The 15,731-nt window shown below is 71.9% G+C and carries 14 protein-coding genes; all 14 read right to left on the reverse strand.

All coding sequences use genetic code 11. The annotated features are described in order from the left end of the window. Nucleotides 1-235 precede the first annotated feature (235 nt). The 14 genes from tyrS to RWM17_RS01305 all read right to left on the reverse strand — a co-directional run bounded on the left by tyrS (nucleotide 236) and on the right by RWM17_RS01305 (nucleotide 15,700). Nucleotides 236-1,546 carry a tyrosine--tRNA ligase gene (tyrS, locus tag RWM17_RS01240; RefSeq protein ID WP_314100726.1) on the reverse strand — a complete coding sequence of 437 codons (1,311 nt, stop codon included), beginning with the start codon at nucleotides 1,544-1,546 and terminating at the stop codon, nucleotides 236-238. A gap of 12 nt (nucleotides 1,547-1,558) precedes the next feature. Then, the gene (locus RWM17_RS01245) at nucleotides 1,559-2,164 is read right to left on the reverse strand and encodes a DNA-3-methyladenine glycosylase (RefSeq protein WP_314100727.1); all 606 of its coding nucleotides are present in this window, start codon (nucleotides 2,162-2,164) and stop codon (nucleotides 1,559-1,561) included. Between the two features lie 5 nt (nucleotides 2,165-2,169). After that, nucleotides 2,170-2,295 carry a hypothetical protein gene (locus RWM17_RS01250; RefSeq protein ID WP_314100728.1) on the reverse strand — a complete coding sequence of 42 codons (126 nt, stop codon included), beginning with the start codon at nucleotides 2,293-2,295 and terminating at the stop codon, nucleotides 2,170-2,172. Beyond that, nucleotides 2,292-3,743, reverse strand: coding sequence for an argininosuccinate lyase (gene argH / locus RWM17_RS01255; protein ID WP_314100729.1), 1,452 nt, complete (start codon nucleotides 3,741-3,743; stop codon nucleotides 2,292-2,294). The genes RWM17_RS01250 and argH overlap by 4 nt, the downstream gene beginning before the upstream one ends. Next, entirely contained in the window at nucleotides 3,743-4,942 is a 1,200-nt protein-coding gene (locus RWM17_RS01260; protein WP_133738692.1) for an argininosuccinate synthase, read from the reverse strand. Before RWM17_RS01260 ends, argH begins: the two co-directional genes overlap by 1 nt. Nucleotides 4,943-5,050: 108 nt before the next feature. Beyond that, on the reverse strand, nucleotides 5,051-5,971 hold the full coding sequence (argF, locus tag RWM17_RS01265; protein WP_314100730.1) for an ornithine carbamoyltransferase: 921 nt from the start codon (nucleotides 5,969-5,971) through the stop codon (nucleotides 5,051-5,053). Then, entirely contained in the window at nucleotides 5,968-7,185 is a 1,218-nt protein-coding gene (locus tag RWM17_RS01270; protein ID WP_314100731.1) for an acetylornithine transaminase, read from the reverse strand. Before RWM17_RS01270 ends, argF begins: the two co-directional genes overlap by 4 nt. After that, nucleotides 7,182-8,180 carry an acetylglutamate kinase gene (argB, locus tag RWM17_RS01275; RefSeq protein ID WP_399539871.1) on the reverse strand — a complete coding sequence of 333 codons (999 nt, stop codon included), beginning with the start codon at nucleotides 8,178-8,180 and terminating at the stop codon, nucleotides 7,182-7,184. The genes RWM17_RS01270 and argB overlap by 4 nt, the downstream gene beginning before the upstream one ends. Then, nucleotides 8,180-9,337: a bifunctional glutamate N-acetyltransferase/amino-acid acetyltransferase ArgJ gene (gene argJ, locus RWM17_RS01280; RefSeq protein ID WP_314100733.1), complete on the reverse strand. Its 1,158-nt coding sequence runs from the start codon at nucleotides 9,335-9,337 to the stop codon at nucleotides 8,180-8,182. The genes argB and argJ overlap by 1 nt, the downstream gene beginning before the upstream one ends. Next, nucleotides 9,334-10,383 (reverse strand): N-acetyl-gamma-glutamyl-phosphate reductase, encoded by a 1,050-nt coding sequence (gene argC, locus RWM17_RS01285; RefSeq protein ID WP_314100734.1) that lies wholly within the window; start codon nucleotides 10,381-10,383, stop codon nucleotides 9,334-9,336. The genes argJ and argC overlap by 4 nt, the downstream gene beginning before the upstream one ends. A gap of 57 nt (nucleotides 10,384-10,440) precedes the next feature. Then, entirely contained in the window at nucleotides 10,441-12,945 is a 2,505-nt protein-coding gene (pheT, locus tag RWM17_RS01290) for a phenylalanine--tRNA ligase subunit beta (protein ID WP_314100735.1), read from the reverse strand. After that, nucleotides 12,945-13,985 carry a phenylalanine--tRNA ligase subunit alpha gene (gene pheS / locus RWM17_RS01295; RefSeq protein ID WP_314100736.1) on the reverse strand — a complete coding sequence of 347 codons (1,041 nt, stop codon included), beginning with the start codon at nucleotides 13,983-13,985 and terminating at the stop codon, nucleotides 12,945-12,947. The genes pheT and pheS overlap by 1 nt, the downstream gene beginning before the upstream one ends. 90 nt (nucleotides 13,986-14,075) lie before the next feature. After that, on the reverse strand, nucleotides 14,076-15,035 hold the full coding sequence (locus RWM17_RS01300; RefSeq protein WP_314100737.1) for an amino acid ABC transporter permease: 960 nt from the start codon (nucleotides 15,033-15,035) through the stop codon (nucleotides 14,076-14,078). Beyond that, nucleotides 15,032-15,700: an amino acid ABC transporter permease gene (locus RWM17_RS01305; RefSeq protein WP_314100778.1), complete on the reverse strand. Its 669-nt coding sequence runs from the start codon at nucleotides 15,698-15,700 to the stop codon at nucleotides 15,032-15,034. Before RWM17_RS01305 ends, RWM17_RS01300 begins: the two co-directional genes overlap by 4 nt. Nucleotides 15,701-15,731: the final 31 nt, after the last annotated feature.

Below are 15,731 nucleotides of genomic sequence, written 5' to 3' on the forward strand. Positions count from 1 at the left end.
TACAGGCACACCAGCCACATCGTCCAAACCCTGCCGCATCCCGGGCGTGTCGCAACGTCGAACCCCGGAAAATCAAGGGTCGAGACCGCGTTCGGCCGCCAGATGGCCGCACACGGCCTCCAGGGGCACGATCAGCGACGCGACTGGACTCGCGAAACGCGCCTCTCGATCACCGCATGCACGAAGGCCCGCCCCCTGAGAGGGGCGGGCCTTCGTCGTCACGGAACAGGGAAGGTCAGCGGACCGTCACGCCGGCCAGGGTCTTCTTCCCCCGACGGAGCACCACGGTGCCGCCGGCCAGGGTGGACTCCCCCACCGGAGCATCGGCGTCGACCACGCGGACGTTGTTCAGGTAGACCCCGCCTTCGCCCGTGCTCCGGCGGGCGGCACCCAGAGATGTCGACAACCCGGTGGCCACCAGTGCCTGCGCCACCGTGGTGGTCGAGTCCGCCTCCGCGGACGGGAGCTCGGCGACCGCGCTGCGGAGGGTGTCCTCGTCCAGGACACCGAGGTCGCCCTGCCCGAAGAGGGCGGCGGCCGCGTCGATCGCCGACTGCGTGGCGGCCTCGCCGTGGACCAGGCGCGTGACCTCCCACGCGAGCGTGCGCTGCGCCTCCCGCCGGAACGGCTCGTCGGCCACGGCGCGCTCGAGCGACTCGATCGCGGCGCGGTCGAGGAACGTGAAGACCCGCAGTCGCGAGACGACGTCGGAGTCGTCGGTGTTGAGCCAGAACTGGTACATCGCGTAGGGGCTCGTCAGCTCGGGATCGAGCCAGACGGCGTTGCCCTCGCTCTTGCCGAACTTGGTGCCGTCGCTGTTGGTGATCAGGGGAGTCCCGATGGCGTGCACCGCGACTCCCTCGGTGCGACGGATCAGCTCGGTGCCGCTCGTCAGGTTGCCCCACTGGTCGCTGCCCCCCGTCTGCAGCACGCACTCGTGCTGGCGGTAGAGCTCACGGAAGTCGAGGCCCTGCAGGATCTGGTAGCTGAACTCGGTGTAGCTGATTCCGGCGTCCGAGTTGAGGCGCGCGCTCACCGCGTCCTTCTTGAGCATGGTGCCCACCCGGAAGTTCTTGCCGATGTCGCGGAGGAACTCGATTGCCGACAGGGGCGCCGTCCAGTCGAGGTTGTTCACGACCCGGAGGCCGTTCTCGCCCTCGGCGGCGAGAAACTTCTCGACGTGCACGCGGATCCGCGTCACCCACTCGGCGGTCTGCTCGGGTGTCTTCAGGGTGCGCTCGGCCGTCGGACGCGGGTCGCCGATCAGACCGGTGGAACCGCCGACGAGCCCGAGCGGCCGGTGTCCGGCCAGCTGGAGCCGGCGCATCAGCAGCAGCTGCACGAGGTTGCCGAGGTGCAGGCTCGGCGCGGTCGGGTCGAAGCCGCAGTAGTACGTGATCGGCGGGCCGGCGAGCACGGACTTCAGCGCCTCGGCGTCCGTCGAGACGTGGACCAGGCCGCGCCACTGCAGCTCGTCCCAGACGTCGTCGAACGTGGGGTCGTTGTGCTGGCCGGCGAGGACGTCGGCCGTGGTTTCACTGCTCACCCGAGAACGGTATCAGCGTGCGGACGTGCCGCCGCCGCGCCTGACCGCGGGCCGCCAGGCCGAGACCGACGGCTCACCCGCGAGCGTGAACCGCCACGGGAACTCGTCGGTCCCGGCCCGGCCGGACACCCCGACGCGGGGACCGGCGACGACCTCGCCGACGGGCCCGGTCGGCAGCTCGAGGGAGAACCGCCCGGTGCCCAGGGTGCTGCCGTCGTCGTCGAGACCGATGGCGAGTGCCGACCCGAGCCTGCCCGGTCCCTTCGCCAGCTCGGCGTCGTTGCGGGCGCTCGCCCGACGCGACCGGACGACGTCGAGCCCGTCGACGACCTCGCCCGCGCGGAGCAGCAGACCGGACGCGTACCCCTCGGGACCGCAGACGATGTTGACGCAGCGGTGGATCCCGTACGACAAGTACACGTAGAGGGTCCCGCCCTCGCGGAACATGCTCGCGTTCCTGGGGGTCGGCCCGCGGTGCGCGTGCGACCCCGGGTCTTGTCCCTGGCCGTGGTAGGCCTCGACCTCGGTGAGCCTGACCGCCACCTCCCCGACCCGGAACACCGAGCCGAGGAGGAGCGGGCCCACCTCGAGGGCCGGTCGCGTGAGCAGCCGGGTCACCTCGTTCAGAAGAACCGCTGGCCCGAGGCGGTCGCGATCACGACGACCGCGACGAGGACGACGACGCACACCGCGACGACCCCGGGCAGCAGCCAGGCACGCGGGGCACGCGGTCGACGCGGCTCGGTCACGCCGAGACCGGATCGAGGTCGCGGACCAGGCGGGCGACGCGCTGGGTCAGCTCGGCCAGCTGCTCGGCGACGCGCTCGGGAGCCGTCCCGCCGACGCCCTGCCTGCTGCCGATCGAGCCGCGCACGGTCAGGACCGCACGGATCTCGGGGGTGAGGTGGGACGACACCTCGGCGTACTGCGCGTCGGTCGGCTCGCCGAGCTCCAGCCCGTGCTTCTCGCAGAACCGCACCAGCTCGCCGCTGATCTCGTGGGCGTCACGGAACGTCACTCCCTGGCGGACGAGCCACTCGGCCACGTCCGTGGCGAGCGAGAAGCCCTGCGGCGCCAGCTCGGCCATCCGCGCCTCGTCGAACTCGAGCGTGGCGATCATGCCCGTGAAGGCGGGCAGCAGCACCTCGAGCTGGGTCACTGAGTCGAAGATCGGCTCCTTGTCCTCCTGCAGGTCGCGGTTGTACGCGAGCGGGAGGCCTTTCAGCGTCGCCAGCAGGCCGGTGAGGTTGCCGATCAGTCGCCCCGACTTGCCCCGGGCGAGCTCGGCGATGTCCGGGTTCTTCTTCTGGGGCATGATCGACGACCCGGTCGAGAACGAGTCGTGCAGCTTCACGAAGCCGAACTCCCGCGTCGACCAGAGGATCACCTCTTCGGCGAGGCGCGAGAGGTCGATGCCGATCGAGGCCGCCACGAACGCGAACTCGGCCACGACGTCACGGCTGGCCGTCGCGTCGATGCTGTTCTCGGTGGTGCGGTCGAAACCGAGCTCGGTCGCGACCAGCATCGGGTCGAGGCCGAGCGAGCTGCCGGCGAGGGCACCGGCGCCGTAGGGCGACGCCGACGCACGACGCGACCAGTCGCGCAGACGCTCGAGGTCGCGGACCAGCGGCCAGGCGTGAGCGAGGAGGTGGTGCGCGAGCAGGACGGGCTGAGCGTGCTGCAGGTGCGTGCGCCCGGGCATCACGGCGTCGGGGTGCGCCGAGGCCTGAGAAGCGATCGCGTCGACGAGCCCGATCACCAGACGGCCGATCGCCGCACCGTGGTCACGCAGGTAGAGACGCACGAGCGTGGCGATCTGGTCGTTGCGGCTGCGGCCCGCGCGGAGCTTGCCGCCGAGCTCGGCGCCGGCGATGCCGATCAGGCCCCGCTCGAGTGCCGAGTGCACGTCCTCGTCGGACTCCGCCGCCACGAACGAGCCGTCGGCGACGTCGGCCTCGAGCTGGTCGAGGGCGGCGACCATGCCGTCGAGCTCAGCGCCGTCGAGGTATCCCGCCGCCGCGAGGGCACGGGCGTGCGCCCGTGACCCCGCGATGTCGTACGGCGCGAGCTGCCAGTCGAACTGCGTCGACTTGCTCAGGGCGGCGAGCTCGGGAGCGGGGCCGGAGGCGAAGCGGCCTCCCCACAGGGCGCCCGCCTCCCCCGCCCGCTGGTTCTGGCCCGGGGTCGCGTCGACCACTACTGCTGCGCCAGGTCGCGACGCGCCGAGATCTTGCTCGGCAGCGACCAGATCTCGATGAAGCCCTTGGACAGCGACTGGTCGAACGTGTCGCCCGTGTCGTAGGTCGCGAGGTCGAAGTCGTACAGGCTCTGGTCGCTCCGCTGGCCGGTGACGACCGCGCGGCCGCCCTGCAGCTTCAGGCGGATCTCGCCGGAGACGTACTTCTGCGTGTCGTCGATGAAGACGTCGAGCGAGCGCTTCAGGCCCGAGAACCACAGGCCGTCGTAGACCAGGTTCGACCACTCGGCCTCGACGCCGCGCTTGTAGCGGCCGAGGTCGCGCTCGATCGTGAGCGCCTCGAGCGCCTCGTGCGCCTGGATCAGCGCGACGGCGCCCGGAGCCTCGTAGACTTCGCGGCTCTTGATGCCGACGAGCCTGTCCTCGACGACGTCGATGCGGCCGACGCCGTGCGCGCCCGCGAGCTCGTTCATCTTCTGCACGATGCCGAGCGGCGTGTACGAGACGCCGTCGATCGCGGTGGGCACGCCGGCCTGGAAGGTGATGACGACCTCGTCGGCGTCCTTGATGACGGACGGGTCTTGCGTGTACTCGTACAGATCTTCGATCGGCGGGTTCCACGGGTCCTCGAGGAAGCCCGTCTCGACCGCGCGGCCCCAGACGTTCTTGTCGATCGAGTACGGGTTCGCCGCGCTCTGACGGATCGGCAGCGAGTGCTGCTCGGCGTAGATGATCGCCTTGTCGCGGGTGAGGGCGAGGTCGCGGACGGGCGCGATGCTGGTCAGGTCGGGCGCGAGCGCGGCCACGGCCGCCTCGAAGCGGACCTGGTCGTTGCCCTTGCCGGTGCAGCCGTGCGCGACGCTGTCGGCGCCGAGCTCCTTCGCGACACGGGCGAGGTGGCGCGCGATCAGCGGGCGGCTGAGGGCCGAGACCAGCGGGTAGGTCTTCTGGTACATCGCGTTCGCCTTGAGGGCGGGCATCAGGTAGTCGCGCCCGAACTCCTCCTTGGCGTCGACGACGACCGACTCGACGGCACCGCAGTCGAGGGCACGCTGACGGATGTCGTCCATGTCCTCGCCGCCCTGTCCGACGTCGACGGCGAGGGCGACCACCTCCTTGCCGGTCGCGTCAGCGAGCCAGCCGATGCCGACGGAGGTGTCGAGACCTCCGGAGTATGCGAGGACGACGCGTTCCGCCATGGTTCTCCTTGAGTGTGGTGTGTGGGTGATCTTATCGGGAGGCCGCCCGGCCTCGTGGCCGGGCGGCCGGTGCTCCGAGCTCGGTGCTGCTGGCTCGGTGCTGCTGCCTCAGTGCGAGAGCAGCCAGGTGAGGAGCGCCTTCTGGGCGTGGACGCGGTTCTCCGCCTCGTCCCAGATGACGCTGGTCGGGCCGTCGATGACGTCGGCGTCGACCTCGTACCCGCGGTCGGCGGGGAGGCAGTGCAGGAAGATCGCGTCGTCGGCGGCCCGTGCCATGAGCGCCTGGTCGACCTTGAAGCCGCCGAAGACGGCGACACGCTCGTCCTTCTCGTCCTCCTTGCCCATGGAGACCCAGGTGTCGGTGACGACGACGTCGACTCCCGCGACCGCAGCCGCGGCGTCGTCGACGACCTGGACGGATCCGCCGGTCGTCGCGGCGATCGCGGCCGCGTCGTCGACGACATGCTGCTCCGGCTGGAAGCCCGCCGGCGAGCCGATGCGCACGTGCATGCCGGCGGTGGCGCCGGCCAGCAGGTACGACTGGCCCATGTTGCTCCGGCCGTCGCCGACGAAGGCGACGGAGAGGCCGGCGAGCGTGCCCTTCGCCTCCCGGATGGTCTGCAGGTCGGCCAGCAGCTGGCAGGGGTGGAAGTCGTCGCTGAGGGCGTTGACGACCGGGACGGTCGTGCCGGCCGCCATCTCTTCCAGGCCGGACTGCGCGTAGGTGCGCCAGACGATGGCCGCGACCATGCGCTCGAGGACGCGTGCGGTGTCGGACGGCGTCTCCTTGCCGCCCAGCTGGCTGTTCGCGGTCGCGATGACGAGCGGGCTGCCGCCGAGGTCGGCGATGCCGACCGCGAACGAGACCCTGGTGCGGGTCGACGACTTGTCGAAGATCACGGCGACCGTCTGCGGGCCCTCGAGGGGGCGCTGCGACCAGCGGTCTCGCTTGAGGGCGTCTGCGAGGTCGAGGACCTCGAGCTGCTCAGCGCGGCTGAGATCGTCGTCGCGGAGGAAGTGGCGGGTCATTCGAGACCTTTCAGGACGCGGGAGAAGAGGGTGGAGAACTCGGCGATCTCGGCGTCGCCCACGATGAGCGGCGGGGCGAGGCGAACGCTGGAGTCGTTGGGGGCGTTCACGATCAGGCCTGCTTCGAGGCACCGGGCCGAGATCTCGGCGGCGATCGGCTGGGTCAGGCCGATGCCGATCAGCAGGCCCTGCCCGCGGGCGCCGGCGACGAGCGGCGAGTCCATCGCCTCGACGGCAGCCCGGATCTGGGCGCCCCGGACGACGGCGGCCTCGACGAGGCCGGCACGCTCGATCTCGCCGAGGACCGCGTCCGCGGCAGCCGTGGCCAGCGGGTTGCCACCGAACGTGCTGCCGTGCTGTCCGGCCTCGAACAGGTCGGAGGCGGCGCCGAAGGTGACGAGCGCGCCGATGGGGACTCCCCCGGCGATCCCCTTGGCGACCGTGATGGCGTCGGGCACGACGTCGAACTGCTGGAAGGCGAACCAGGAGCCGGTGCGGCCGATGCCCGTCTGGATCTCGTCCAGGACGAGGAGCGCTCCGTGCTCGCGGGTCAGCTCACGGGCCCGCTCGAGGAACCCGACGGGGAGGTCGAGCACGCCGGCCTCGCCCTTGATCGGCTCGACGAAGAGAGCCGCGACGTCGTCACCCATCGCGGCCTCGAGCGCCTCGAGCGTCGTGTCGATGTGCTCGACGCCCGCCACCATCGGCTCGAAGGGCCCGCGGAGGGCGGGCTTGCCGGTGAGGGCGAGTGCGCCCATGGTGCGGCCGTGGAACGAGTTCTGCAGGGCGAGGATCCGCGTGCGGCGTCCGTCGCCGCGGTTGAGCCGCGCGAGCTTGAACGCGGCCTCGTTGGCCTCGGCCCCGCTGTTCGCGAAGTAGACGCGACCCTGGTCGCCCGCGCCGCTGATGCGGAGGAGTCGCTCGGCCAGGGCCAGCTGCGGCTCGGTCGCGAAGTAGTTGGAGACGTGGACGAGCGCGCCGGCCTGCCGGGCGATCGCCTCGACGAGCACGGGGTGCGCGTGGCCGAGGGCGTTGACGGCGATGCCGGCGAGGAAGTCGAGGTAGCGCTTGCCGTCGACGTCCCACACGGCGCAGCCCTCGCCGCGCTCGAGCATCACCTTCGGGGTGGCCAGCGAGCGCATGAACGCGTCGCCGAACCGGCTCTGCCAGTCGCGGCGCTCGTCGTGTCCGGCTGGGGTCTGGGTGGTGGTCACGACTGTCCTTCCTGCGGGGTGCTGACGTCGCCGAACGGGGTGATCGGGAACGAGTCGACGACGGGTGCGCCGTAGGCGGCGGCCCTGTCGTCGGGGACGACCTCGGTGCCCGACCCGCGCTGGGTGAAGACCTCGAGGAGGATGGAGTGCGGGATGCGGCCGTCGATGATGGTCGCTCCCCCGACGCCGCCGACGACCGCGTCGAGGCAGGCCGTCATCTTGGGGATCATGCCCGACTCGAGCGTCGGGAGCATGTCGGTGAGCGCCGACACGGTGATGGCGGCGACCAGCGAGTCGCGGTTCGGCCAGTCGGAGTAGAGGCCCGAGACGTCGGTGAGCACGACGAGCTTGGTCGCCCGGAGCGCCACGGCGAGCGCGGCGGCCGCGGCGTCGGCGTTCACGTTCAGCAGCGACCCCTCGTCGCCCTCGTCGACGGCGAGCGACGACACGACCGGGATGCGTCCTGCCTCGATCTCGGCGAGCACCGACGACGGGTCGACGTCGACGACGTCACCCACGTGCCCGAGGTCGACGGCCTCGCCGTCGACGACGGTGCCGCGGCGACGACCGCGGAACAGCGTCGAGCCCTCGCCGGACACGCTGCGGGCGAGGTCGCCGTGCTCGTTGACGAGCCCGACGATCTGCTGCGCGACGTCCCCGGCGAGGACGTCGCGGACCACGGCGATGGCCTCGGTGCTCGTGTAGCGGTACCCGCCGCGGAAGTCGCTCGGGATGCCCGCGGTCGCGAGGGCCGCGGAGATCTGCGGACCGCCTCCGTGGACGACCACCGGGTACAGGCCGGCCAGCCGCAGGTAGACCATGTCCTCGGCGAAGGCACGGCCGAGGGCCTCGTCGACCATCGCGTTGCCGCCGAACTTCACGACCACGACCTTGCCGGAGAAGCGCTTGAGCCAGGGCAGCGACTCGATCAGGGTCGCGGCCTTGACGGCTGCCAGTTCTTGCTCGGCGCTGTGGGTCACCTCGTGTGCGCCCATCAGCTGGAGTACGCGCTGTTCTCGTGCACGTAGTCGTGCGTGAGGTCGTTCGTGAGGATCGTCGCCTCGGCGTCGCCGGCGCGCAGGTCGACCAGCACGTGGACGGCCCGCGGGGTGAGGTCGACGGTCTCGCTCGGGACGTCGGGCGCCCCCGCGTGGCAGACCCGGACGCCGTTCATCGACACGTCGACGTCGTAGGGGTCGAAGGCGGCCGACGTGGTGCCGATGGCGGCGAGCACGCGGCCCCAGTTGGGGTCGTTGCCGAACACGGCGGCCTTGAAGAGGCTGTTCCGGGCGACGGAGCGGCCCACCTCGACCGCGTCGTCCTCGTCGACGGCACCGACCACCTCGATGCGGATGTCGTGGGAGGCGCCCTCGGCGTCCGCCTGCAGCTGGCGAGCCAGGTCGGCGCAGAGCTCCGTGACCGCCGTCGTGAAGTCGTCGGCCGACGGGGCGACACCGGACTCGGCGCTCGAGAGGAGCACGACCGTGTCGTTGGTCGACATGCAGCCGTCGGAGTCGAGGCGGTCGAAGGTGACCCTCGTGGCAGCGCGCAGCGCGGCGTCGAGCGTCTCGGCCGGGAGGTCGGCGTCGGTCGTCAGGACGACGAGCATGGTCGCCAGGCCCGGCGCGAGCATGCCCGCGCCCTTGGCCATGCCGCCGACCACCCAGCCGTCACCGGCGACGACGGCCTGCTTGGGCACGCTGTCGGTCGTCATGATCGCGAGGGCGGCGTCCTCGCCGCCCTCGGCGCTCAGCTGGGTCGCCGCAGCGCGGGACCCGGAGAGCACCTTGTCGCGGAAGACCTGGTCGCCGACGCCGATCAGGCCGGTGGAGCACACGACGACGTCGCCCGCCGAGACGCCGAGCGACTCGGCGACGGCCTCGGCCGTGGCGTGGGTGGTCTGGAAGCCGAACGGGCCGGTAAAGCAGTTGGCGCCTCCCGAGTTCAGGACGACCGCCTCCGCGACGCCGTCGCCCAGCACCTGCTGGGACCACAGGACGGGGTGCGCCTTGGCGCGGTTGCTCGTGAAGACGGCCGCGGCGGCCTTGCTGCGACCGGTGTTGACGACCAGGGCGACGTCGCGCGCGCCGGTGCTCTTGAGGCCGGCGACGACGCCGGCGGCGGTGAAGCCCTGTGCTGCGGTGACGCTCACGGTGCCACTCCGTCCGTGCTGAGGCCCGCGGTCTCGGAGAGGCCGAGGGCGATGTTGGCGGACTGGACGGCCGCGCCGGCCGTGCCCTTGACGAGGTTGTCGATGGCGCTGACGACGACGACGCGCTCGGCGGCCTCGTCGACGGCGAGGCCGATGAGGGCCGTGTTCGCCCCGACCGTGTCGGCCGTCCGGGGGAACACGCCCTCGGGCAGGACGTGGACGAAGGGCTCGTCGGCGTAGGCCTGCTCCCAGGCGGTGCGCACGTCGTGGGCGCCGACACCGGGGGCGAGCGTCGCCGACGTGGTCGCGAGGATGCCCCGCGACATCGGGACCAGCACGGGGGTGAACGAGATCCGCACGTCTCGTGCGCCGGCGAGCCGGAGGTTCTGCTGGATCTCGGGCACGTGGCGGTGCGTGCCGCCGACCCCGTAGGCCGAGGCGGACCCCATCAGCTCGCTGGCGAGGAGGTGCGGTGCCAGCGCCTTGCCGGCTCCCGACGGGCCGACCGCCAGGACCGACACGATGTCGGTCGCCTCCACCAGCCCGGCACGGACGCCCGGGGCGAGGCCGAGGGTCACCGCCGTCACGTTGCAGCCGGGCACCGCGATGCGGCGTGCGCCGCGCAGGGCGTCGCGCTGACGCCCGCCGGACGCACCGAGCAGGAGCTCGGGCAGCCCGTACGCCCACGCGCCGTGGTACTCGGTGCCGTAGAACTGGGCCCAGGCGGCTTCGTCGGTGAGACGGTGGTCGGCACCACAGTCGACGACGAGGACGTCGTCGGGCAGCTGCGCCGCGATCGCACCCGACTTGCCGTGCGGGAGGGCGAGGAAGACGACGTCGTGCCCGGCGAGGGTCTCGGCGGTCGTCTCGACGAGCGTGAGGTGCGCGAGGGAGCGCAGGTGGGGCTGCAGGGCGACGAGGGGCTGACCGGCGTTCTGGAACGCCGTGACGGTCGTGACCTCGAAGTCGGGGTGCGCGGCGAGGAGCCGGAGGAGCTCACCGCCGGCGTACCCGCTGGCGCCCGCTACTGCTACGGAGTGAGGCATGTGTCCATCCTGATGGTCGAGTCGGTCGAGGATCGAGGGCGGCGGCGCCTCGCGAGGTCACTCGCGGAGCGTCGCCCCTGATCGCTCGCCGGCGAGGCGGACGGCCCCCTGCTTGGCCTCGGTCGCCTCGGCGGCCGTCAGCGTGCGGTCGTCGGCACGGAACCGCAGCGCGAAGGTCAACGACTTGCTCGCCCCCGGCAGTCCGGTGCCCCGGTAGTCGTCGACGAGCCGCACGGACTCGAGCAGGTCGCCGGCGCCCTCGCGGACGGTCTCGAGCAGGTCGCCCGCGGCGACGTCGACGCCGACGACGAGCGACAGATCCTGCGTCGCGGCCGGGTAGGACGAGATCGCCGTCGGCTGGACGGGGAGGTCGGACAGGGCCAGGACGCGGTCGAGGTCGATCTCGCCGACCGCGACGACGCGCGGCAGGTCGAGCTCGGCCGACACCGTGGGCAGCAGCTCGCCGGCCACGCCGACGAGCTCTCCCGCGACCAGCACCTCGGCCGTGCGGCCGGGGTGCAGGGAAAGGTGCTGACCCGTGCGGAACTCGACCTCGGCCCCGGCGGCGCGGACGGCGACCCTGAGGTCGTCGAGCACGTCAGCCAGGCCTGCGGCGACGGCAGGCTGCCCCGGCTGACGATCGACGGCGTCGCCCACGACGGCCACGGCGAGGTGCCGGGGCTGCGCAGGGAGGCTCGCGGCCAGGGAGGCGAGGAGCTCGTCACCGGGGCGCTCGGCACCGGCGGGCACCTCGGCGGTGCCGTAGGTCGTGCCCTCGACCGGCAGGAAGACCGTGCCGCTCTCGAAGACCGAGACGTCGACGAGACCGCGGGAGGTGTTCCGGCGGACGACGTCGAGCAGGCCGGGCAGCAGCGAGCGACGCAGCTGGGGGGCCGCGGAGTCGAGCGGATTCGCGAGCGTGACGGCAGGGACCGTCGAACGGGTGTCCGAGCCGTCGATCGAGCCGAAGGCGGCGTTCTGGTCGGGACGGACGAAGGGGTAGGCCTGGACCTCGACCGATCCTGCGGCGGCCAGCGACGCCGCGACCCGGCGGCGGAGCTTCTGCTCACGGGACAGGCCACGCCCGGGAGGCGCCACGGGCAGCACCGACGGGATGCGGTCGTACCCGGTGATGCGGGCCACTTCTTCGACGAGGTCGGCCGACGTGCGGAGGTCGCTCCGCCAGGTCGGCGGGGTCACCTGCCAGCCCTCGCCCGACTGGACGACGACGGAGCCGACGGCGCGCAGGGCGCCCACGACCTCGTCGGTCGTGTAGTCGACGCCCATGAGGCGGGCGGCGCGGTCGCGCGGCAGCTCGATCGAGCCGGGCGCGACGGACTGGTCGAGGGAGGAGCCGAGCGGGTCGGCCGTGCCGCCCGCGAGCTCGACGAGCAGGTCGACGACCCGCTGTGCCGCAGGGGCGGACACGGCAGGGTCGACGCCGCGCTCGAAGCGACGGGACGCCTCGCTCGGCAGCTTGTGCCGACGAGCGGTCCGTGCGACCGAGACGGGGTCGAACGTGGCGGCCTCGACGAGAACGTCTGTGGTGCCTGCGCCCATCTCGGTGCGCGAACCGCCCATGACGCCGGCCAGGCCCACGGCACCCTGCTCGTCCGCGATGACCAGGTCCTCGACGTGGAGGGCACGCACGGTGCCGTCGAGGGTCTCGAGCTTCTCGCCCGCGGCGGCGCGGCGGACCGTCAGCCCGCCCTGGACGGCGGCGAGGTCGTAGCCGTGGATCGGCTGGCCGAGCTCGAGCATCACGTAGTTCGTGACGTCGACCGGCAGCGAGATCGAGCGGACGCCGGCGAGGCGCAGCCGCGACGACATCCAGGTCGGCGTGGGCCGCGAGGAGTCGATGCCGCGGACGACCCGGGTGACGAAGGTAGCCACGGCGTGGCGGCCGCGCACCGGGGCGTCGTCGACGACGCTCACGGCGAAGCCGTCCGCCGCCGCGGGCTCGACCGTTCCGGCCGGGTCGGTGAAGGAGGCTCCAGTCGCGTGGGAGTACTCGCGAGCCACGCCGCGCATGCTGAGGGCGTAGCCGCGGTCGGGCGTGACGTTGATCTCGACGGCGGCCTCGTCGAGGCCGAGGAGCGCGATCGCGTCCGTGCCGACCTCGGGGTCGAGGCCGAGCGAGCTGAGCAGGAGGATGCCGTCGTGCTCGTCGCCGAGGCCGAGCTCACGGGTCGACGCGATCATGCCGTCGGACACGTGGCCGTAGGTCTTGCGCGCGGCGATCGGGAACGGGCCGGGCAGCACGGCGCCCGGCAGCGACACGACGACCTTGTCGCCGACGACGAAGTTGTGGGCACCGCAGACGATGCCACGGACGTCGTCGGGACCGACGGCGACCTGGCACCAGTTGATGGTCTTGCCGTTCTTCTGCGGCTCGGGCTGCAGCTCGAGCACCTGGCCCACGACGAGGGGGCCCGTCACGTCGCCGACGTGGACGTCTTCTTCTTCGAAGCCGACCGACACCAGCGCGGCGTGCACGTGCTCGAGGGAGACGTCGACCGGGAGGTCGACGTGCTCGCCGAGCCAACTCAGCGGAACCCGCATCAGACCACCATCCCGAACTGCTCGCTGAACCTGACGTCGCCCTCGACCATGTCGCGCATGTCGTTGAGGTCGTTGCGGAACTGGAGGGTCCGCTCGATGCCCATGCCGAAGGCGAAGCCCTGGTGCACCTCGGGGTCGATGCCCGCCGCCCGGAGGACGTTCGGGTTGACCATGCCGCAGCCGCCCCACTCGACCCAGCGCGCCCCGCCCTTGGCGTTCGGCTGCCAGACGTCCATCTCGGCACTCGGCTCGGTGAAGGGGAAGTAGTTGGGCCGGAGCCGGATCTGTGCGCCCTGCCCGAACATCGAGCGCGCGAGGTGCTCGAGCGTGCCGCGCAGGTGCGCCATCGTGAGGCCGCGGTCGATGGCGATGCCCTCGATCTGCGTGAAGACCGGGGTGTGCGTCGCGTCGAGCTCGTCGGTGCGGAAGACGCGACCGGTCGCGACGTTGTAGACGGGCAGCTCTTTCGCGAGGAGCGTGCGGATCTGCACCGGGGACGTGTGGGTGCGCAGCACGAGGTGCGCGTCGACCGGATCGACGAAGAACGTGTCTTGCATGGCGCGCGCCGGGTGGTCGGCGTCGAAGTTCAGTGCGTCGAAGTTGAACCACTCGTGCTCGAGCTCGGGACCCTCGCTGACCTCCCAGCCCATGCCCACGAACAGGTCGAGCATCTCTTCCTGCAGGAGGGCGAGCGGGTGCCGCGCACCGACCCGGTGCCGCGTGGGCAAGGCCGTGACGTCGACGGCCTCGTCGACGAGGCGCTGTGATTCTTCGAGCTCGGCGAGCTGGCCCTCACGGGCGGCCACCGCCTGGCCGACACGGCCGCGGGCGCCGCCGACGAGCTTGCCTGCCGCGGCCTTCTGGTCGTTCGGCAGGTCGCGCAGACCGGCGTTCATGCGTGCCAGGACCGACGACTCGCCGGCGTGCTGGGCACGTGCCGCCTTGAGCTCGGCGACGGAGGCGGCGGTCGCGACGGCGGCGAGGGCCGCGTCGACCGCGGCCGAGACGGCCTCTTCGGAGATGGGGACGGAGTCTGACACGAGAACCAAGCTTAGCGATCGTTGGGGAGACGACCCGCGCCTCCTCGTGCCCTGGGGACGAGGAGGCGCAGATCACGGACCTGGGAGGGCTCAGTGGTCGCCGGCGGCCCCGCCGGCACCGGCTCCGACGCCCGCTCCCCCGGCCTCGCCGGTCGTCACGGGGACGTTCGGTCGCCCGGCGCGGGCCAGGAGGCCCGTGCCGCCGAGCCCGCCCTTGGTGCGAACGACGCCCCGACGGCCCGTGCGGCGGTCGACGACACGCACGACGTAGGAGAGCACGAGGTTGGTCGCGAGGTACACGACGAGCACCACGGCGAAGAGCGTGAACGTGTAGCGGCTGCCGTAGTAGGTGCCGAGACGGTTCAGGCCCTCGCGGGTCAGCTCGACGTAGCCGACGATGTAGCCGAGCGAGGTGTCCTTCAGGAGGACGACGAGCTGCGCCAGGATGATCGGCAGCATCTGTCGGAACGCCTGCGGGAACTCGATCAGGAAGCGCGTGCTCGTCGGCGTCAGCCCGATCGCCAGGCCGGCCTCGCGCTGGCCCTTCGGGAGCGACGCGATCCCGGCGCGGAGGGCCTCGCCGATGAGGGCGCCGTTGTACACGGCGAGGGCCGCCACGACGGCCCAGAAGGCCCCGGTCGAGAAGACGAGCAGGATGAACAGCATCATCAGCAGGACGGGCATGCCGCGGAAGAACTCGAGGACGACCGTCGTCGGCACGCGCACCCACCTCGACCTCGCGGTGCGGAGGAACGAGAAGAGGACACCGATGACCACGGCGAGGACGGACGCGATGGCCGCGGCCTGGAGGGTCGCGACCCAACCTCGACCGATGGCACGCCAGAGGGCGAGGTCGCCGAGGATGTCCCACCGGGAGCCGTCGAGGACGCCCGGCGTGACGGCGCCGTTCGCGCTGACGCGCGGACGGCCGAGCAGGTAGGCGACGTAGCCCAGCAGGGCGAGGACGAGGACGACGCCGACCACCGAGATGATCCGCGACCTGCGGCGCGCGACGGGCCCTGGGGCGTCGTAGAGGACGTTGGTGCTCATCGGAGGGCTGCGACTCTCTGCTCGACGACGGCGGCGACCCGGCCGAGCGTGACGGTGACGACGAGGTAGAAGACGGCCACGGCGAGCAGCGTCGTGATGACCGCGTCGCCCCGGTCGTTGGCGATGTAGCGACCGGCGGCGAACAGCTCCGCCACGAAGAAGGCTCCCGCCACGGAGGTGTTCTTCGTGAGGGCGATGAAGACGTTGATGAGCGGCGGCACGACCATGCGGACCGCCTGCGGCAGGATCACGTGCCCGAGGGTCTGGCCGAACCCGAGGCCGATGCTGCGTGCGGCCTCGGCCTGGCCGACCGGCACGCCGTTGATGCCCGACCGGATGGCCTCGGCGACGAACGGCGACGTGTAGGCCGTCAGGCCGATCACCGCGAGCGGGAAGTAGCTGCCGAAGTCGACCCCGAGGTAGGGCAGCACGAAGGCGCAGAAGAAGAGGACCAAGGTGAGCGGCGTGTTGCGGAGCGCCTCCGTGTAGACGGTCGCGAAGGCGCGGAAGGAGGCGACGGGCGAGATGCGCATCGCCGCGACCACGAAGCCGATCACGAGGGCGCCGACGCCCGACAACAGCATCAGCTGCAGCGTCGTGACGAAGCCGCCCCAGAATCGGGGCCAGTTGTCGGTCACGGCGTCGAGGCCGGGGATGACGTCCAGGGGGTTCACGGATTGGTCCTCAGGTCGGGGC

The organism is uncultured Frigoribacterium sp., assembly GCF_963515265.1.
Classification (GTDB): Bacteria; Actinomycetota; Actinomycetes; order Actinomycetales; family Microbacteriaceae; genus Frigoribacterium.

What these genes read in the sequence shown, in the direction of transcription:
- pheT (WP_314100735.1), bottom strand. Translation starts at nt 12,945, where the DNA reads ATGCGGGTTCCGCTGAGTTGGCTCGGCGAGCACGTCGACCTCCCGGTC.
- argB (WP_399539871.1), bottom strand. Translation starts at nt 8,180, where the DNA reads ATGGGCGCACACGAGGTGACCCACAGCGCCGAGCAAGAACTGGCAGCC.
- RWM17_RS01260 (WP_133738692.1), bottom strand. Translation starts at nt 4,942, where the DNA reads ATGGCGGAACGCGTCGTCCTCGCATACTCCGGAGGTCTCGACACCTCC.
- argF (WP_314100730.1), bottom strand. Translation starts at nt 5,971, where the DNA reads ATGACCCGCCACTTCCTCCGCGACGACGATCTCAGCCGCGCTGAGCAG.
- RWM17_RS01300 (WP_314100737.1), bottom strand. Translation starts at nt 15,035, where the DNA reads ATGAGCACCAACGTCCTCTACGACGCCCCAGGGCCCGTCGCGCGCCGC.
- argC (WP_314100734.1), bottom strand. Translation starts at nt 10,383, where the DNA reads ATGCCTCACTCCGTAGCAGTAGCGGGCGCCAGCGGGTACGCCGGCGGT.